This is a genomic window from Amycolatopsis sp. NPDC047767 (genome assembly GCF_040704195.1).
Classification (GTDB): Bacteria; Actinomycetota; Actinomycetes; order Mycobacteriales; family Pseudonocardiaceae; genus Amycolatopsis.
In genome coordinates this window covers 196,229-217,504 of sequence record NZ_JBEYSJ010000016.1, presented here as the reverse complement: position 1 = coordinate 217,504, position 21,276 = coordinate 196,229, and the positions used below count along the sequence as shown (strand labels likewise).

Here is a 21,276-nt window from a genome sequence, read left to right as displayed (position 1 = left end):
CCCCGAGCGTCGAGCGCCGCCCGCTCCGCTCCCCCGGACACGACGACGGGCCGCCCACAGTTTCCACTGTGGACGGCCCGCTTCTCGTTGTCGCTAGTGTGCGCCGAGCTCCTCGTCCAGCATCGCGAACAGCTCGTCCGCGCTGGCGTCTTCGACCTCGTCGTCCCCGGAGAACTCGCCCACGACGGACTTCAGCCGGTCCACGACCTTGCCCCGCACGTCGGCGTCCGCGCTCCGCAGCGCCGCCACCAGCTCCTCCACGCGCACCTCGACGTCGGACGGGCCGTCCGCCACGGACTCCGCGAGGAACTCGGCCAGCACCTCCACCGAGGGGTAGTCGAAGATCAGCGTGGCCGGCAGCCGCAGCCCGGTCACCACGTCGAGGCGGTTGCGCAGCTCGATCGCCGTCAGCGAATCGAAGCCCAGCTCGATGAACCCCTTGCGCGGGTCCACCGCACCGGCGTTCTCGTGGCCCAGCACCACCGCGGCCGTGCCACACACCAGGTCCACGACGGCCCGCGGGCGTTCTCCCGCGGGCAGCGAGGAAATCCGGCCCCACGAGTCGTCGACCACCTCGGCCCGGCGTCGCGTCGACCGTTTGACCAGCCCCCGCAGCATCGCCGGCACGCTGTGCGCGTCGGCCCGCAGCCCGGACAGGTCCAGCCGCACCGGCACCAGCGCCGGTTCCGTGGTCCCGAAAACGGCGTCGAACAGCTCCAGACCGTCCGCAAAGGACAGCCCGAAGACGCCGGAGCGGGCCATGCGGATGAGGTCGGTGTCGCCGAGCTCGCCGGACATGCCGCCCTCGGACCACAGGCCCCAGGCCAGCGAAACGCCCGGCAGCCCGGCTGCGACGCGGTGCTGCGCCAGCGCGTCGAGGAACACGTTCGCCGCCGAGTAGTTCGCCTGGCCGGCCGCGCCCAGCGTGCCGCCGGCAGACGAGTACAGCACGAAGGCCGCCAGGTCCATCGACGCCGTCAGCTCGGACAGGTGCCACGCGGCGTCGATCTTGGGCCGCAGCACCGCGTCCATCCGCTCCGGCGTCAGTGACAGCAGCACACCGTCGTCGACCACCCCGGCCGTGTGGATCACCGCGGACAGGGAAACCCCGTCCAGCAACGAAACCACCGCGTCACGCGAAGCCAGATCGCACGCGACCAGCGAAACGGAAGCTCCCAGCTCTTCCAGCGACGCCACGAACTCGGGCGCGCCCGGCGCGTCGAGGCCGCGCCGGCTGGTCAGGAGCAGGTCCCGCACGCCGTACGACGTCACCAGGTGCCGCGCGATCAGCTTGCCCAGCACGCCGGTCGCGCCGGTGACCAGCACGGTTCCGCCGAGCTGCACCGGCTTTTCATCCGGCACGAACTTGGCCAGCCGGTGCACGAGCACCTGGCCGGCACGCACGGCGACGCCGGGCTCGTCCGCGTACATCGCCCCGAGCACCTCGGCGACCGGCACCGGGCCGCCGTCGAGGTCCACGATCAGGAAGCGGTCCGGGTACTCCAGCTGCGCCGTCCGCACGACACCCCAGAGCGCCGCGTGCGTCAGGTCGGCCACCGCCTCGTCCGGCCGGGTGCCGATCGCACGCCGCGCCACCACGACCAGCCGTGACGCAGCCAGCACGTCCTCGCCGACCCACGCCTGGGCGAGGGCCAGCAGGCGGTGCACGGCTTCGCGCGCTCCGGCCGGCGTGGCGACCTCGGGCGCGGCGAACGGCACGAACACCACGTCCGGCACGGCGTCACTACCGTGGATCCCGGCGACCAGTGCTTCGAAGTCCGCGAAGGTCTTCCCACCGAGACCGAAGACGTCCTCGCCGAGCACCGCCGACGTCACGGCCGCGGCCGGCTCACCGGACCACGCCGGCCATTCCACGCGGAACAGCGAGTCGTCCACCGCCGAACGCTCGGCCGCCGCGAACGCGTCGTCCGCGATCGGCCGCAGCGCCAGCGATTCCACGCTCAGGACCGGCGACCCGCTCGGGTCGGTGGCCGTGAGCGACACCGTGTTCTCGACGTCCGACGAGATCAGTACCCGCAGGCTCGACGCGCCGCCGGCGTGCAGCGACACCCCGGACCACGCGAACGGCAGCACCGGCTTGTCCTCCGTCGGCCCGGCGAGGCCGATCGTGTGCAGCGCGGCGTCGAGCAACGCGGGGTGCAGGCCGAACGCTTCGGCGTTCGCGTGCTCGGGTACCGAGACCTCGGCCGCCAGCCGGTCACCCACCCGCCAGACGCGGCGCAGCCCGGCGAACACCGGGCCGTAGTCGAAGCCCTGGGCGGCGAGGTCGTCGTAGCGGCCGGTCACGTCGATCTCGGCCGCGCCCGCGGGCGGCCACTCGGCGGCTTCCGGCCGTGCGTCCACAGTGGACGAAAGGCGGCCGCTACCGTGCTGAACCCACTCGTCAGCGCCTTCGGCCTGCGAGTAGATGCCCAGCGTTCGGGTGCCGTCCTCGTCCTGGGAGCCGACCGTGACCTGCAGCCGCACCCCACCCTGCGCGGGCAGGATCAGCGGCGCGGCCAACGTCAGCTCGTCGAGCCGCGCGCAGCCGACCTCGTCGCCGGCCCGCACGGCCAGCTCCACGAACGCCGTGCCCGGGAACAACGCCGCCCCCTGCACCACGTGGTCGGCCAGCCACGGCTGCGCGCTCAGCGAAAGCTTGCCGGTGAGCACCACACCACCCGAGTCGGCCGCGACCACCACGGCACCCAGCAACGGATGCCCGGCCTCGCGCTGGCCGACCTCGGCCACGCCCCGGACGCGGGCGCCGGTCGGGTTGTCGAGCCAGTAGCGCTTGCGCTGGAACGCATACGTCGGCAGCTCCACCCGGTGCGCGCCGGCGTAGAACGCCTCGAAGTCGACGGGCACCCCGGCCGTGAACAGCGTCGCGACCGCCGTGGCCGCACTCTCGGCCTCCGGCCGGTCCTTGCGCAGCACCGGCACGAACGTCGCCCGTTCGTCGCCGGCCAGGCAGCTCTGCCCCATCGCGGTGAGCACCGCACTCGGGCCGACCTCGACGAACGTGGTCACTCCGTCAGCCAGCACCGTGCGCATCGCGTCGGCGAACCGCACGGCCTCGCGCACCTGCCGGACCCAGTAGTCCGGAGTGGACAGATCGCCACCGGCTGTGGTCACGACGGGAATCGCCGGCGCCGAGTAGTTCACCTGCGCCGCCACCGTGGCGAACTCCGCCAGCATCGGCTCCATCAGCGGCGAGTGGAACGCGTGCGACACGCGCAACCGCGACGTCCGCGCGAACTTCTCCGCGACCGCCAGCACCGCGTCCTCGACCCCGGACAACACGACCGAATCGGGCCCGTTCACCGCGGCGATCCCGACGCCGTCGATGAGCCGGATCTCGTCCTCCCGCGCCTGCACCGCGACCATCGCGCCGCCACGTGGGAGCGCCTGCATCAGCCGCGCCCGCGCGGCCACCAGCCGGCACGCGTCGGCCAGTGAGAACACACCCGCGCAGTGCGCGGCCGCCAGCTCGCCGATCGAATGCCCGACCAGCCGATCCGCCCGCACGCCCCACGTCTCCAGCAGCCGGAACACCGCGACCTCGACGGCGAACAGCGCCGGCTGCGTGTAGCCGGTCTCGTCGAGCTTGTCCGCGTCCGCCAGCAGTTCGCGCAGCGGCGTGTCCAGGTGCGGATCCAGCTCGGCGGCGACCTCGTCCAACGCGGCGGCGAAGACGGGATGGGCCGCAGCCAGCTCCAGGCCCATCCCCGCCCGCTGCGCGCCCTGGCCGGTGAACAGGAACGCCGTTTTCCCCGGCGCCGCAACACCTTCGACAATTCCGGCCGGCGCGCGCCCGGCGGCATACTCCGTCAACGCCCGCACGGCACCCGCGCGATCGGCCGCCACGACCCCGGCCCGGTACTCGGCCAACGTTCGCGTGGTCACCAACGAGAGCCCGATGTCCGCCGCCGACCCCGAAACCTCGGCCAGCCGGCCCGCCTGCGCCCGCAGCGCCTGGGGCCCAGTGGCCGAGAACAGCCACGTCACGGGCCCGCCCTCGGCCGAAGGCTCGGGAGCCGGGTCACCCTGCTCCACGATCACGTGCGCGTTCGTCCCGCTGATCCCGAACGAAGACACCGCGGCCCGCCGCGCGCGCCCGGTCTCCGGCCACGCCCGCTCGTCGGCGAGCAGCGCGACCGTGTCGTCGGACCAGTCGACGTGCGGCGACGGCTCCTCGGCGTGCAGCGTGCGCGGCAGGACACCACGTCGCAGCGACTCCACCACCTTGATCACACCGCCGACGCCGGCCGCGGCCTGCGTGTGGCCGACGTTCGACTTGAACGAGCCGACGTACAGCGGCCGTTCGGGCGTCGTCACCTTGCCGTAGGTCGCGATCAGTGCCTGTGCCTCGATCGGGTCACCCAGCTTCGTGCCCGTGCCGTGCGCCTCGACGAAGTCCACATCGGACAGTTCGAGCCCGCCGTCGGCCAGCGCCGCGCGAATCACGCGCTGCTGCGCCGGGCCGTTGGGCACCGTGATGCCGCTCGATGCGCCGTCGGAGTTCACCGCGCTGCCGCGCAGCACGGCGAGCACGTGGTGACCGTTTCGGCGAGCGTCCGAAAGCCGCTCCAGCAGCAGCATCCCGGCGCCTTCCGAGCAGCCGACGCCGTCGGCGCCGCTGCCGAACGCCTTGCAGCGCCCGTCGGAGGACAGCCCGTGCTGCTCGCTGAAGTACACGAACATGTCCGGCGTCACCATCACCGTCACGCCGCCGGCCAGCGCCAGGGAACACTCGCCGCGCCGCAGCGCCTGCGCCGCGAGGTGCATGGCGACGAGCGAAGAGGAGCACGCCGTGTCCACCGACACCGACGGACCTTCGAGCCCGAGCGTGTACGAGACGCGCCCGGAGATGAGGCTGCCGTCGCTGCTGCCCGCGCCGTAGTCGTGGTACATCACGCCGGTGAACACGCCGGTGCTGGAGCCGCGCAGCGTCGCCGGCACGATCCCGGCGCGCTCCACCGCTTCCCACGCCGTCTCCAGCAGCACGCGCTGCTGCGGGTCGAGCGTGAGCGCCTCCCGCGGCGAGATCCCGAAGAACTCCGGCTCGAAGTCGGCGGCTTCGGGCAGGAAACCGCCTTCGTTCGAGTACGTCGTGCCGGGCCGGGAACCGCTGGGGTCGTGGATCGACGCCGTGTCCCAGCCGCGGTCGGCCGGGAACTCGCCGATCGCGTCGACGCCGCCCGCGACCAGCTGCCACAGCTCGTCCGGAGTCGTGACGCCGCCGGGGTAGCGGCAGCCCATGCCGATGATCGCGATCGGCTCGTGCAGCCGGGCGGAGAGCTTCTTGTTGTCCGCCTTGAGCCGTTCGTTGTCCGTCATGGACTGCCGCAGCGCGGCGACGATCTGCTCGGTCGACGGGGACTGGGTCACCGGGACTCACCTCGTTCGTCGGTCTGGTCGCCACCCATCGCGGAGCGGACCAGGTCGGCCAGGTCCATCGCCGCGACTGCGGACGCGGCTTCGTCGTTCTCTTCGAGCACACTGTCCTCTTCGGACTCCGGCAGCAGTTCCGCCAGGAGGTGGCGGGCCAGCGGGAGCGGGCTCGGGTAGTCGAAGATCAGCGTCGCCGGCAGCCGCAGCCCCGTCGCCGCCCCGAGCCGGTTGCGCAGTTCCAACGCCGCCAGCGAGTCGATGCCGAGGTCTGTGAAGCCCTTCTCGACCCCGACGGCCGAAGCGTCGTCGTAACCCAGCACCGCCGCCGCGTGCTCGCACACCAGCTGCAGCGCCGCCGCTTCCCGCTCGCTCGCCGCCAGCGCGGTGACCCGATCGGCGAAACCGGCCTCGGGTGCGGCGGTCACCGCGGCCGTCGCCGCCCGCCGGGACGGAGCCGTCAGGAGGCCACGCAGGAGCGGGGCCACGCGGTCGGCTTCCTTCAGGTCGGCCAGCTCCACCGGCACGAGTGCCGGCCGCCGCGCCGCGAGCGCGGCGTCGAACAACGCCAGCCCGTCTTCCGCGGTCAGCTCGGCGACGCCGTACCGGGCGATGTGCGCCAGGTCGACCTCGCCGTCGGTGCCTTCCCACGGACCCCAGGCCAGGGCGGTCGCCGGCAGGCCCTGTGCGGCCCGGTGCTCGGCCAGCGCGTCGAGGAACACGTTGCCCGCCGCGTAGTTGGCCTGCCCCGCGGCCAGCAACAGGCCGCCTGCCGACGAGTAGAGGACGAACGCCGCCAGGTCCCGCGACGCCGTGAGCTCGTGCAGGTGCCAGGCCGCGTCGACCTTCGGCCGCAGCACGGTCTCGACCTGCTCCGGAGTGAGGGCGCCCAGCACCGCGCTGTCCATCTGCCCGGCCGCGTGGACCACGGCGGTGAGCTTCGGCAGCGTCTCCAGCAGCCCCGCCAGGTCGGCGCGGTCGGTGACGTCGCACGCGGCCACGGTGACCTTCGCGCCTTGCCCCGCGAGTTCCTCGACCAGCTCCCGCGCACCCGGAGCGTCGAGGCCCCGGCGGCTCGTGAGGACGAGGTCGCGGGCGCCGCGGGCGACCAGGTGCCGGGCCAGCAGCCCGCCGAGCAGACCGGCGCCCCCGGTGATCAGCACCGTGCCATCGGGGTTCCACTCGACCGGCTCGCCGATCTCGGTCACCCGCACCAGCCGCGGCACCCGCACCTCACCGGCACGGACGACCGCCTCGGGCTCACCCGAAGCCGCCACCGCGGGCAGCGCCTGCGCGGACTCCGCCTTGCCGTCCACGTCGACCAGCTGAATCCGGCCCGGGTTCTCGGCCTGCGCGGCCCGCACCAGACCCCAGACCGGCGCCTGCGCCAGGTCCGGCGTGTCCGCCTCGACCGCACCGCGGGTGACGACCAAAAGCTTGCCGTCGTCGAACCGGCCGAGCCAGTTCTGCAGCAGCGCCAACGTCTTCCGCACCGTCGCGTGGACGCGGGCCGGCACGTCGCCGTCCTCGGTCGCGACCGGCAGCACCAGCACGTCGGCCGCCACCGGCTCGGCGTGCACGGGCAGGCCCAACCCGAGATCGTCGGCACCCAGCACGGCCCAGCCGTCGATCGACGGCGCCAGCCGCACACCCGACGCGGGCGACCAGTCGATGCGGTAGAGCGAGTCCGGCACCTTCGCGCCGAGCTGGCTCTCCGACACCGGCCGCGTGACCAGCGACTCGATCCACGCGACCGGCGCACCGGCCGCGTCGGCGAGCGCCAGCTCGGCCCCGTTCTCCGTCTTGCGCACCCGCACCCGCAGCGCCGTGGCACCCGCCGCGAACAGTGAGACCGCGTTCCAGGCGAACGGGATCGTCGTCTCGGTCAGCGCCTTCGGGCCGCCCGGCACGAGGAAGTCCGTCGCGCCCAGCGCGGAGTCGAGCAGGCCCGGGTGGAGGCCGAACTCGCCGGCCGCTGTGCCCTCGGGCAGCGCCACCTCGGCGAACACCTCATCCTCGTGCAGCCAGACCGCGCGGAGGTTCCGGAACGTCGGGCCGTAGCCGAAGCCGAGGCCCGCGAGGTCGTCGTAGAGCCCGGTCAGGTCCACGGCCTCGGCGCCCGCCGGCGGCCAGGCCGCCAGGTCGAACTGCGCCGCCGGAGTTCCCGTGGTGAGCGTGCCCGCCGCGTGCTGCGTCCAAGCACCGCGCTCAGCGGCTCGCGAGTGCACCGAGAACTCCCGGCGGCCACTGGCGTCCGGAGCCCCGACGACCACGCGCAGGTCCACGCCGTCTTCGGGCAGCAGCAGCGGTGCCTGCTGGGTCAGCTCTTCGAGCAGGCCCGCCCCGACCTGGTCGCCGGCGTGCGCGGCCAGCTCGACGTACGCGGTGCCGGGCAGCATCGTGCGGCCCATCACCACGTGGTCGGCCAGCCACGGCTGCGTCGCCGTGGACAGCCGGCCCGTGAGCACCGCGCCGCCGTCGGGCAGCTCCACCAGCGCACCCAGCAGCGGGTGCGCGGCGGACTTGGCGCCCAGCGAACCGACGTCGCCGGTGCCCTTGGTCGCGTCGAGCCAGTAGGACTTGTTCTGGAACGCGTACGTCGGCAGGTCCACAGTGGACGCACCGCGGCCGGCGAACAGCGCCCGCCATTCGAGGGCCGTGCCCCGCGAGTACAGCGTGCCGAGCGCGGTGAACAGCGTGGTCACCTCGTCGCGGCCGCGCCGCATCGCCGGCACCTGCACCACGCGGTCCGGCCGTTCGGCGGCCGCGGTGTCGCTCTCGCGGGCCATGCCCGTGAGGACCGCGTCCGGGCCCAGCTCCACGAACCGCGTGACGCCGGCGCCCAGCAAAGTCGTGATCCCGTCGGCGAACCGCACGGCCTCTCGAACGTGCCCCACCCAGTAGTCGGGCGAGCACAGCTCGGCGGCCGTGGCGATCCGCCCGGTCACGTTGGACACCACCGGAATCGCCGGGGCCGAGTAGCTGAGGCCCTCGGCAACCGCGCCGAACTCCGCCAGCATCGGCTCCATCAGCGCCGAGTGGAACGCGTGCGACACGACCAGCTGCTTCGTGCGGCGCCCGGCGTCGGAGAACGTGGCCATGGCCGTCCGGACCGACGCTTCCGGCCCCGAGATCACGACCGAGCGCGGCCCGTTGACCGCGGCGACGTCCACTTCGGACGGCAGCGCAGCGCGCACCTCGTCCTCCGTGGCCGCGATCGCGGCCATGGCGCCCCCGCTCGGCAGCGCCTGCATCAACCGGCCGCGAGCGGCGACCAGCGTGCAGGCATCGGCCAGCGACAGCACCCCGGCCACGTGGGCCGCGGCGAGCTCACCGATCGAGTGCCCGGCCACGTAGTCGGGCGCGGCGCCCCACGACTCCACCAGGCGGTAGAGCGCGACCTCGATCGCGAACAGCGCGCACTGCGTGTAGGCGGTCTGGTTGACCAGCTTCCCGTCGTCGGAGCCCTTCTCGGCCCAGATGACCCGCTTGAGCGGCACGTCCGTCTCGGAGAGACCGCGGATATCGCCGTCGAACAGGCCGCAGATCTCGTCGAACGCGCCGGCGAACACCGGGAAGGCCTCGTACAGCCCGCGGCCCATGCCCGGCTGCTGCGCGCCCTGCCCGGTGAAGAGGAACGCGGTCAGGTCGGCCGCGCTGATCGTGCCGGTCACGGTGCTCGCCGGGGTTCCGCCGGTGGCGAGCCCGTCGAGTGCCTTCAACGCGGCCTCGCGGTCTGCGGCCAGCACCACCGCGCGGTGGTCGAGCGCCGCGCGACCGGTGGCGAGCGAGTACCCGACGTCGGTCAGGTCCAGCTCCGGGTTGGCCCGCAGGTGCTCGGCGAGCCGGGCGGCCTGGTCGGCCAGCGCCTGGCCCACCGATCCCGCGAGCGGCAGCGGCACCACCGGCAACGCCGGAGCACTGGCGCGCGGCGCCTCCACAGTGGACGGCGGCGCCTCCTCGATGATGATGTGCGCGTTGGTCCCGCTGATGCCGAAGGACGAGACCCCGGCACGGCGCGGCCGCCCGTTCGGCAGCCACGGCCGGGCCTCGGTCAGCAGCTCGATGTCGCCCGTCGTCCAGTCGACGACCGGCGACGGCGCGTCGACGTGCAGCGTCCGCGGCAGCAGGTTGTGCCGCAGCGCCTGCACCACCTTCATCACGCCGGCCGCACCACCGGACGCCTGCGCGTGACCGATGTTCGACTTCACGGAGCCCAGGTACAGCGGGTGTCCCTCGGGCCGGTCCTGGCCGTAGGTCGCGAGCAGGGCCTGCGCCTCGATGGGGTCACCGAGTCTCGTGCCCGAACCGTGCGCCTCGACCGCGTCCACTTCGGACGGACGCAGTCCACCGGCGGCCAGCGCCGCGTGGATCACGCGTTCCTGCGAGGGGCCGTTCGGGGCGGTGAGCCCGTTGGACGCGCCGTCCTGGTTCACCGCGCTGGAGCGCACGACGGCGAGCACCTCGTGGCCGTTGCGCTGCGCGTCGGACAGCCGCTCCAGCAGGAGCAGGCCCGCGCCCTCGGCCCAGCCGACGCCGTCGGACGCGGCGGAGAAGGACTTCGAGCGGCCGTTGGGCGAAAGCACCCCCTGGCGGCTGGAGTCGACGAACAGGTCCGACTGCGAAAGCACCGTCACGCCGCCGGCCAGCGCCAGCCCGCACTCGCCGGCCCGCAGTGCCTGCACCGCGAGGTGCAGCGTGACCAGCGAAGACGAGCACGCCGTGTCCACCGTCATGCACGGACCTTCGAGCCCCAGCAGGTAGGAGATGCGACCGGAGACGACCGCGCCGGAGCTGCCGTTGGGGATGTAGGCGGCGACGTCGGCGGGCGCGCCGGGGGCCCGGCTGCCGTAGTCGTCGTACATGGCGCCGGTGAAGACGCCGGTCAGGCTGCCGCGCAGCGCGGTCGGGTCGATGCCGGCGCGTTCGATGGCCTCCCACGCCGTCTCCAGCAGCAGCCGCTGTTGCGGGTCCATCGCCATGGCCTCGCGCGGGCCGATGCCGAAGAACGCCGGGTCGAACTCGGCGGCGTCGTGCAGAAACCCGCCCTGGTTGGCGTAGGTCTTGCCACGCTTGCCGCGTTCGGGGTCGTAGATGCCCTCGGTGTCCCAGCCGCGGTTGGTCGGGAAGCCGCTGACCGCGTCGACCTCGTCGACGAGCAGCCGCCACAGGTCCTCGGGCGACCGCACGCCGCCGGGGTAGCGGCAGGCCATGCCGACGATCGCGATCGGTTCCTGCATCGAAACACCGGCGGCGTTGGTGCGCGTGGTCGACTTCTTGGTGACCGCGCCGAGCAGCTTGCCCTTCACGAAGTCGGCGACGGCCTTGGCGGTCGGGTGGTCGAAGATGAGCGTCGCCGGGAGCGAGAGCCCGGTGGCGGTGCCAAGCAGGTTGCGCAGCTCCACCGCCGCCAGGGAGTCGAACCCGAGCTCCTTGAACGCCCGGGTGCCGTCCACTTCGGACTTGTCCGCGTAGCCGAGCACGGTGGCCACCTGCGTGCGGACGAGATCCAGCAGCACACGGTCGCGCTCGCTCTCGACCAGGGCGGCCAGCTCGTTCGCCAACGCGTTGTCCGCGCTGGCGGCCTTGGTTTTGGCGACACGGCGGGCCTTCGGCGGCACGAAGCCGCGCAGCAGAGCCGGCAGCTCGTCCGTGCGCGCCTTCAGCGCGGGCACGTCGACCCGCAGCGGCGCGACCACAGCGTCTTCCGTGGCCACCGCGGCGTCGAACAACGCGAGTCCCTGCTCCGCGGTGACCGCGGGCAGGCCCAGCCGAGCCATCCGGGCGAGGTCGGCCTCGGCGAGGTCGCCGCCGAGGCCGGTGTTCTCGGCCCACAGCCCCCACGCCAGCGCCGTCGCCGGCAGGCCCGCCGCGTGGCGGTGCTGTGCGAGGCCGTCGAGGAACGCGTTGGCCGCGGCGTAGTTCGCCTGGCCGGCGGGCAGGACCTGGCCGCCGGCGGAGGAGAACAGCACGAACGCGGACAGCTCACGCGAAGCGGTCAGCTCGTGCAAGTGCCAAGCGGCGTCGACCTTGGGCTTGAGCACGGAGTGCAGTTGGTCCGCGGTCAGCGAGTCGAAGACCCCGCTGTCAGCCGTGCCGGCCGCGTGAACCACAGCGGACAGCCGCGGCAACGCCTCGAGCAGCTCCGCGATGGCGGCGCGGTCGGCGACGTCGCACGCCGCGACGGTGACCGTGGCGCCGAGGTCCGTGAGGTCGTCGGCCAGCTGCGCGGCACCCGGGGCATCGAGGCCGCGGCGGCTCGTCAGCACGAGGTCGCGCACGCCGTGCTCGGCCACGAGGTATCGCGCCAGCAGGCTGCCGAGCCCGCCGGTACCGCCGGTGACCAGCACCGTTCCTTCGCCGAACGGCGAGACCCCGGTGGTCTCGGTGCGGGCGTACCGCGGCACGAGCACCGAACCCGCGCGGACCGCGGACTCCGGCTCCCCCGACGCGACCGCGGACGCGATGTCGCCGGGCGTGGTGGCGGTGTCGGCGTCCACGAGGAACACCCGGCCCGGGTGCTCGGCCTGCGCGGCGCGCGCCAGACCCCAGAGGGCGCCTTCGGTGACGTCCACTCCCGCGCCGCCGGCCGCCGTCGCGGAGTGCGTGACGACCGCGAGTTTCGTGCCCGCGAACCGCGGCTCCGCCAGCCAGGCCTGGATTTCCGCCAGCAGCCAGGCCGCGTGCTCGCGGGAGACCTCCGGCACCGCACCTTCGCGTTCCGGGACCGAGAGCGTGACCAGCTCCGGCACCGGCTCACCTCGATCGACGGCCCCGATCAGGTCCGCGAACCCGGCGTAGGTGGCGGCCACCCCGACCCGGCCGCGGCCGACGGCCACGACGGCAGTGGCGGCCGCCGGTGCGGTGCCGGGCTGCCAGGCGATCTTCAGCAGCGAACCGTCCACAGTGTCCGGTGCGGCCGAGAGCTCCTTCTGCACCGGCCGCGAGACCAGCGACTCGATCGTCGCGACCGGCCGGCCCTCGCTGTCGGCCACCTCGATGGCCGAGAGCTCGTCGCCGTCCAGCCGCACGATGCGCACCCGCAGGACCGCGGCGCCGACCGCGTGCAGCGTCACGCCGTTCCACACGAACGGAAGCAGCGTCGCGCCGCTCGGGTCGCCGAGGAGGTCGGCGTGCATGGCGGTGTCGAGCAGTGCGGGGTGCAGGCCGTAGGCGCCGGCCGTGGCCGCGGCCGGTTCCGGCAGCGCGACCTCGGCGAACACCTCGTTGCCCCGGCGCCACGCGGCCTTGAGGCCCTGGAACGCCGGACCGTAGCCGTAACCGCGGTCGGCGAGCAGCTCGTAGGCGCCCTCCACCGGGATCACGCTCGCCCCCGGCGGCGGCCATTCGGTGAGCCCGGCGGGCTCGGGCCGGGCGACGGCCGAGAGCGTGCCGAGCGCGTGCTGCGTCCACTCGCCCTCGGTGTCGGCCGGGCGGGAGAACACGGTGACCGGACGACGGTCGTCGGCGGCCGGGCCGACCACGACCTGCAGCGCGACCGCACCGTCGGGCGGCAGGACGAGCGGTGCCTGCAGCGTCAGCTCCTCCACCACCGGCAGGCCGACCTGGTCGCCGGCCGCGACGGCCAGCTCCAGCAGACCGGTGCCGGGCACGAGGATCGCGCCCTTCACCACGTGGTCGGCCAGCCACGGCACCGACGCGGCCGACAGCCGGCCGGTGAGCACCGTGGTGTCCGAACCGGACAGCGGCACCACCGCACCCAGCATCGGGTGCGCCAGCGGCTGCTGGCCGACGGCCGTGACGTCGCCGGACGGCGTGGCGTCGAGCCAGTAACGCTTGTGCTGGAAGGCGTACGTCGGCAGGTCGAGGCGCACCGGACCGTCGCCGAGCAGCAGGCCGAGCTTGGCCGCACCCCGCGCGTGGAGGCGGCCGACGGCGGCGAGCGCCGTGCGGACCTCGTCCTGGTCGCGCCGGCCGAGCGGGACGAACACTGTGTTGCCGTCGCTGTCTTCGGCGCTCTGCGGCCCGAGCACCGACAGCACGCTGTCGGGCCCGAGCTCGAGGAACGTCCGGACGCCGCTCTGTGCCAGCGTCTCGACCGCCGCGCCGAAGCGCACGGTCTCGCGGACGTGCGTGACCCAGTACTCCGGCGAGCGCAGCTCCTCGTCGGTGGCCACGCGGCCGGTGACGGTGGAGACGATCGGGATCCGCGGCGCCGCGTACGTGAGCCCGGCGGCGACCGCGGCGAACTCGTCGAGCATCGGGTCCATCAGCGGCGAGTGGAACGCGTGGCTCACGCGCAGCCGGCGCGTCTGGATGTCGCCGGCCAGGCGCTCGATCTCCGCGACCACGTCGGCGGCACCCGAGACCACCACGGCGGCGGGCCCGTTGACGGCGGCGATGCTCACGTCGTCGTGCCCAGCCAGCAGCTCGCGCACGGTCGCCTCCGGCGCCGCGAACGCGACCATCGCGCCCGGCCGCTCCGAAAGGGCCCCCATCAGGCGGCCGCGGGCGGCGACCAGCTTGGCGGCGTCGTCGAGCGAGAGCACCCCGGCGACGTGCGCGGCGGCCAGCTCACCGATGGAGTGGCCGGCGAGCGCGTCGGGGACGATCCCCCACGACTCGGCGAGCCGGAAGAGGGCGACCTCGACCGCGAAGAGCCCGGTCTGCGTGTACTGCGTCTGATCCAGCAGCCCACGGTCGGCGAGCGCAGTGGTGCCGAAGACGACGTCGCGCAGCGGCACGTCGGTGTGCCGGTCGACGGCCGCGCACACCGCGTCGAAGGCCTCGGCGAACACCGGGTAGGCCTCGGACAGCTCGCGGCCCATGCCCACGCGCTGCGCGCCCTGGCCCGAGAACAGGAAGGCGAGCTTCCCGTCGGTGACCTGGTCGGATGCGGCCTCACCGGTGGCGACGGCGTCGAGCCCGTCGGCCAGCTCGGCCACCGTCCCGGCGACGACCACCGCGCGATGCTCCAGCGAAGCCCGCGTCGCGGCCACCGAACGCGCGATCTCCGCAACCGCGGCGTTCTCGTGCTCGGCCAGCCACGACCGCAGCCGCACCGCCTGCCCGCGCACCGCGGCGGCGGACCGGCCGGACAGCGCGACCGGCACCACGGCCTGCGTCTCCGCCGGCTGCGCGCGCTCGATCTCGGGAGCCTGCTCCAGGATCACGTGGGCGTTGGTGCCGCTGATGCCGAACGACGACACGGCCGCACGCCGCGGGTGGCCGTCGGCCGACCAGTCCTGCTGCTGAGTGAGCAGCCGCACCGAACCCGCCGCCCAGTCGACCACTGTGGACGGACGGTCGACGTGCAGCGTGCGCGGCAGCTGCTCGTGCTGCATCGCCAGGACCATCTTGATGATGCCCGCGACACCGGCGGCGGCCTGCGTGTGGCCGATGTTGGACTTGATCGAACCCAGCCACAGCGGCTCTTCGCGCTCCTGGCCGTAGGTGGCCAGCAACGCCTGAGCCTCGATCGGGTCACCCAGCGTGGTGCCGGTGCCGTGGCCTTCGACGGCGTCCACTTCGGACGGCGTGAGCCCGGCGTCGGCCAGCGCGCGAGTGATCACCCGCTGCTGCGAGGGACCGTTGGGGGCGGTGAGGCCGTTGGACGCGCCGTCGTGGTTCACCGCGGATCCGCGCAGCAGCGCGAGGACCGGGTGACCGTTGCGGCGGGCGTCGGACAGGCGCTCGACGAGCAGCATGCCCGCGCCCTCGCCCCAGCCCGTGCCGTCGGCCGCGTCGGCGAACGAGCGGCAGCGACCGTCGGCGGAAAGGCCGCGCTGGCGGGAGAAGTCGACGAAGGTGTCCGGAGTGGACATCACCGTGACCCCGCCGGCGAGGGCGAGCGTGCACTCGCCGCGGCGCAGCGCCTGCGCCGCCCAGTGGAGGGCGACCAGCGACGACGAGCAGGCCGTGTCGACCGTGACCGTCGGGCCTTCCAAGCCCAGCGCGTAGGACACGCGGCCGGAGACGACGCTGGCGAGGCTGCCGTTGCCGAGGTAGCCGGCGATGTCGTCGGACACCGTGCCGAGCCGCGTGCCCCAGTCGTGGTACATCACACCGGCGAAGACACCGGTCGCGCTGCCGCGCAGGGAAACCGGGTCGATGCCGGCGCGTTCGAACGCCTCCCAGGACACCTCCAGCAGCAGCCGCTGCTGGGGGTCCATGGCGGCGGCCTCACGCGGGCTGATCTCGAAGAAGTCGGCGTCGAACTCGGCGGCGTCGTGCAGGAAGGCGCCGTGCTTGACGTAGGAGTGGCCGGGCTTGCCGGGCTCCGGGTCGTACAGCGCGTCGACATTCCAGCCGCGGTCGGCCGGGAACGGCGTCAGCGCCTCCTCGCCGTCGGCGACCAGCCGCCACAGGTCCTCCGGCGTGGTCACACCACCCGGGTAGCGGCAGGCGATGCCGACGATCGCGATCGGCTCCTCCGGGTCGGCGGTCGTGACCGGCGCGATCGGCCGCGTCGGTGCGAGCCCGGCCAGCCGGCCGACGAGGTACTCGCCCAGCGCCCGCGGCGTCGGGTAGTCGAAGACGAGCGTGGCGGGCAGGCGCATGCCGGTGACGGAGTCGAGGATGTTGCGCAGCTCGACCGCGGCCAGCGAGTCGAACCCGATCTCGCCGAACGGGCGGGCCGGGTTGATCGCGTCGGCGCTGTCGTGGCCGAGTACGGCCGCGACGTGCGTGCGCACCAAGTCGAGCACCGCGCGGTCGCGGTCGGCCTCACCGAGGTGGGCGAAGCGGCCGGCGAACTGCTGCTCCGGCGTCAGCTCACCGGAGACGACCGCGGCGGCGGCCCGGCGACGACCGGCGGGGGCGAGTCCCCGCAGCACGGCCGGGACGTCCTCGCCCCGGGCCCGCAGCGCGGACCGGTCGATGCGCGTCGGCACCACGGCCGGCGCGCCCGAGGCCAGCGCCGCGTCGAGCGCGGCCAGGCTTTCGGCGACCGTCAGCGGCGCGAGGCCGAGCCGCGCGATGCGGCTTCGGTCCACTTCGGACAGCGTGGTCCCCATGCCGAGGTCGCCGTCCCACAGGCCCCACGCGAGCGACGTGGCCATCTTGCCTTCGGTGCAGCGGTGCTCGGCCAGCGCGTCGAGGAAGGTGTTGCCGGCCGCGTAGTTCGCCTGGCCCGCGCCGTCGGCGAGACCCGCCGAGGACGAGAACAGGACGAACGCGGAGACGTCACCGACCAGCTCGTGCAGGTGCCAGGCCGCGTCGACCTTCGGCGCCAGCACGGCGTCGAGCCGCTCTTCGGTCAGAGCGCCGATCATGGCGTTGTCCAGCACACCGGCGGTGTGCACGACGGCGGACAGCGGCTGCTCGGCCTTCTTCAGCGCGGCGGACAGCGAGCGCCGCTTGCTCACGTCGGCGGCGGCCACGGTCACGCTCGCGCCCAGCTCGCGCAGGTCCGCGACCAGCTCGGCCGCGCCCGGGGCGTCGGCACCGCGGCGGCTGACCAGCAGGAGGCTGCGCACGCCGTGGTTCGTCACGAGGTGGCGCGCGACCTGCGCGCCCAGGCCACCCGTGCCGCCGGTGATGAGCACGGTGCCCTCGGCGGACCACGCCGGCCGCTCGGCGTCGCCGGTGAGCCGCACCAGGCGGGCCGCGTGCACCGCGTTGCCTTCGATGCGCAGCTCCGGCTCCCCCGAGCCGAGCGCGGTGGCGAGCGTCGCCGCCGTGACCGCGCCTTCGATCAGCACCACGCGGCCCGGGTGCTCGGCCTGAGCCGAACGCACGAGGCCCCGCACCGCGGAGTCGGCCAGCTCACCGCGAGTCAGCACGACCAGCCGCGAAGACTCGTAACGCTCGTTCTCCAGCCACTGCCGCAGCACGGCCAGCACGCGGTGCGCGGCCTGCTTCGCGGCGGTGGCGACGTTCTTGCCCCGCACCGAAACGGGCAGCAGCACGGCCTGCGGAACGTCCACCAGCGACACCAGCGCGTCGGCGACCGGCACGTCGAGGCCGGCGACCGAGCCGAGCGCGGCGAGCGTCGGCAGTTCGGCGCCGGACGTGACCGGCGTCCACTCCACGGTGTAGAGCAGGTCCCGCGCCTGCGTGCCGAGATCGGCACCGCGCACGGCCCGCGAGCGGAACGACTCGACCGACAGCACCGGCGCGCCGGCCGGGTCGGTGATCTCCAGCGTGACCCCGCCGGTGGCGGGCGACGTGATCCGCACGCGCACCTCCGTGGCGCCCGACGCGTGCAGCCGCACGCCGGTCCACGCGAACGGCAGCCGGATCTCGTCGGCCTCCCGCGCTTCGCCCGGGGCGAAGTCGGTGGCGTGCAGCACGGCGTCGAGCAGCGCCGGGTGAATGCCGAACGCGGCGTCCTTCTCGGCGGGCAGTGCGACCTCGGCGTACACGACGTCGTCTCGCCGCCACGCCGTGCGCAGGCCCTGGAACAGCGGGCCGTAACCGTAACCCTGCTCGGCCAGCTCGCCGTACAGCTCGGCGGTGGCGACGACCTCGGCCCCGGCGGGCGGCCACTCGGTCAGGCTCGCCGGCTCCACGACGGGACCGGTCGCGAGGACACCCACGGCGTGGCGGGTCCAGGCGGCGTCGGCGTCGTGGTCGGGACGCGAGTGGAACTCGATGGTGCGGCGGCCGTCCTCCTCCGGACCGACCACGGCCTGCAGCGCGACCCCGCCGGACTCCGGCAGCGCGAGCGGCGCCTGCAGCGTCAGCTCGTCGAGCACCCCGCAGCCGGCCTGTTCGCCGGCGTGCAGCGCCATCTCGACGAACGCCGTGCCGGGCAGCACCGCGGTGCCGGCGATGGTGTGGTCGGCCAGCCACGGGTGCGTCCTCAGCCCGACGCGGCCGGTGAACACGAGCCCGTCGCCCGCGAGGCCGATCTCCGCGGCCAGCAGCGGGTGGCTCGACGCGAGCTGGCCGAGGTCGGCCGCGTCGCCGTGCGAAACGGGAGCGGTGAGCCAGAAGTGCTTGCGCTGGAAGGCGTACGTCGGCAGATCCACGCGGCGGGCCGGGCCGAAGAACGCGGTCCAGTCGACGGCCACGCCGCGCGTGTGCAGCTTGCCCAGCGCACCGGCGAGGGTGGTGACCTCGGCGTGGTCGCGGCGCTGCGCGGCGGTGAAGGTGATGGTGTCGGCGTGCGGGCCGGTGGCGGCCATCGCCGAAAGGACGGCGTCGGGGCCGACCTCGATCGCGGTCGTCACGCCGGCTTCGGCCAGCGTCGCCACGCCGTCGGCGAAGCGCACCGCGCGGCGGACGTGCCACAGCCAGTAGCCCGGTGAGCACAGCTCCTCGGGCTTCGCGAGGCGGCCGGTCACGTTGGACACCACCGGAATCGCCGGCGGCGCGTAGTCCACGACCTCGAGGATCTCGCGGAACTCCGCCAGCATCGGCTCCATCAGCGGCGAGTGGAACGCGTGCGACACGCGCAGCTCACTCGTCTTGCGGCCCTGCAGCCGGAACACGGTGGCGACGTCCTCGACCGCGTCGCGCTCACCCGAGACCACGACGGACGACGGTCCGTTGACGGCCGCGATGCTCAGGCGGTCGTTGAGCAGCGGCTGCACCTCGTCTTCGGTCGCGGCCAGCGCGACCATCGCGCCTCCCTCCGGCAGCGCCTGCATCAGGCGACCCCGGGCGGCGACGACCAGGCACGCGTCGGCCAGCGACCAGACGCCGGCGATGTGCGCGGCGGCGAGCTCACCGATCGAGTGGCCGAGCAGCACGTCGGGCTTGACGCCCCACGACTCCAGCAGCCGCGCGAGCGCGACCTCGACGGCGAACAGGGCGCACTGCGCGTACTGCGTGTGGTTGAGTTCGTCGGCGTTGTCCCCGAAGAGTACGTCGCGCAGCGGCTGGTCCATCTGCACGTCGAGGTTGTCGAGGGCCTCGTCGAAGACCTCGGCGAACACCGGGTACGCGAGGTAGAGCTCCCGGCCCATGGCCAGGCGCTGCGAACCCTGGCCGGTGAACAACATCGCGAGCTTGCCCGGCGTGCGCTCGCCGGTGACCACGGCGGCGTCCTGCTCCCCGGCGGCCAGCGCGGCGAGCCCGCGGACGGCGTCGGCGGTGTTCTCGGCGACCACCACGGCGCGGTGGTCGTGCGCGGCACGCGTGGTGGCGAGGGAAAACCCGAGGTCCGCAAGGTTCTCGGACTCCACAGTGGACACCAGCTTGGCGGCCTGCGCACGCAAGGCGTCCTCGTCCCGAGCGGACACCACCAGAGGCACCACCGGCAGCTTCTCGGCCGGCGTTTCCTCAGCTTCGACGGCCGGGGCCTGCTCGATGATCACGTGGGCGTTGGTGCCGCTGACCCCGAACGACGACACCCCCGCGCGCCGCGGCCGCTCGACCGGCGGCCACTCGCGCGCCTCGGTCAGCAGCTCGACGGCGCCGGCCGTCCAGTCGACGTGCGGGGTCGGCGCGTCGACGTGCAGGGTCTTCGGCAGCACGCCACGGCGCATGGCTTCGACCATCTTGATCACGCCGGCCACACCGGCGGCGGCCTGCGTGTGGCCGATGTTGGACTTGATCGAGCCCAGCAGCAGCGGCGTCTCGCGCTCCCGCCCGTAGGTGGCGAGCAGCGCCTGCGCCTCGATCGGGTCCCCGAGCCGCGTGCCGGTGCCGTGTGCCTCGACGGCGTCCACTTCGGACGGATCAAGTCCGGCATCCGCCAGCGCTCGCGTGATCACGCGCTGCTGCGAAGGACCGTTGGGCGCGGTGAGGCCGTTGGAGGCGCCGTCGGAGTTGATGGCCGAACCGCGGACCACGGCGAGCACGGTGTGCCCGTTCGCCACGGCGTCGGACAGCCGCTCCAGCACGAGCACACCCACGCCCTCGGCGAACCCCGTGCCGTCGGCCGCCGCGGCGAACGCCTTGCACCGACCGTCCTCGGCGAGGCCACGCTGACGGCTGAACGCGGTGAACGTGCCGGGTGCGCCCATCACGGCGACACCGCCGGCGAGCGCGAGGTGCGTCTCGCCGCGCCGCAGCGCCTGCACGGCGAGGTGCAGGGCCACCAGGGAACCCGAGCACGCGGTGTCGACCGTCAGCGTCGGGCCTTCGAGACCCAGCGAGTAGGCGACGCGCCCGGAGACGACGCTCGGCGCGTTGCCGGTGAGGAGGTAGCCGTCGAGGCCGTCGGGAGCTTCGTGCAGACGCGGACCGTACTCCTGGGCCTCGGCGCCGATGAACACGCCGGCGGGCGTGCCGCGCAGCGTGGTCGGGTCGATCTTCGCCCGCTCCAGCGCTTCCCACGCCGTCTCCAGCACGAGCCGCTGCTGCGGGTCCATCGCCGACGCCTCACGCGGCGCGATGCCGAAGAAGCCGGCGTCGAACTCACCGGCGTCGGGCAGGAAGCCGCCGGACGCGACGTAGCTGCTGCCGGGCCGGTCTGGGTCCGGGTCGTAGAGCTTGCCGAGGTCCCAGCCGCGGTCGGTCGGGAAGCCGCTGATCGTGTGCACTTCGTCCGCGACCAGCTGCCACAGCTGCTCGGGCGAAGCCGCGCCACCCGGGTACCGGCAGCCGATGCCGACGATGGCCACCGGCTCGTCGTCGTTGCCGCTGCGCGCGCTCAGTCCACTGTCGACGGTCTCCTCCCCGAACACCTGCGCGTGCAGGAACCGCGCGACGGCGGCCGGGGTCGGGTGGTCGAACGCGAGCGTCACGGGCAGGTCGAGCCCGGTGGCGTCGGTGAGCTGCGCGTGCAGCTCCACCGCCGCCAGCGAGTCGAACCCGTGGTCGGAGAACGCCTTCTCCGGGTCGAGGACGGCCGGCACCTCCGGGAGCACGGCCCGGAGCGCGGCCCTGGTGGCGCTGTGCACCACGTCCGCGACGAACGCCGCCCGATCGCCCGGCGGCAAGTGCGTCAGCCGCTGGCCGAAACCGGATTCCGGATTCTTGTCTAACTCACGCATAACGCACTCCACCGCTGTAGCAAGGCAGCATTCATGG

General features: G+C 73.8%; 2 protein-coding genes. Both read right to left on the bottom strand.

Annotated features, from left to right (window positions below):
- Positions 1-93: 93 nt before the first annotated feature.
- Positions 94-5,391 carry a type I polyketide synthase gene (locus tag AB0878_RS27770; RefSeq protein ID WP_366583176.1) on the bottom strand — a complete coding sequence of 1,766 codons (5,298 nt, stop codon included), beginning with the start codon at positions 5,389-5,391 and terminating at the stop codon, positions 94-96.
- Positions 5,388-21,239, bottom strand: a complete 15,852-nt coding sequence (locus AB0878_RS27765; RefSeq protein ID WP_366583175.1) for a type I polyketide synthase — start codon at positions 21,237-21,239, stop codon at positions 5,388-5,390. Before AB0878_RS27765 ends, AB0878_RS27770 begins: the two co-directional genes overlap by 4 nt.
- Positions 21,240-21,276: the final 37 nt, after the last annotated feature.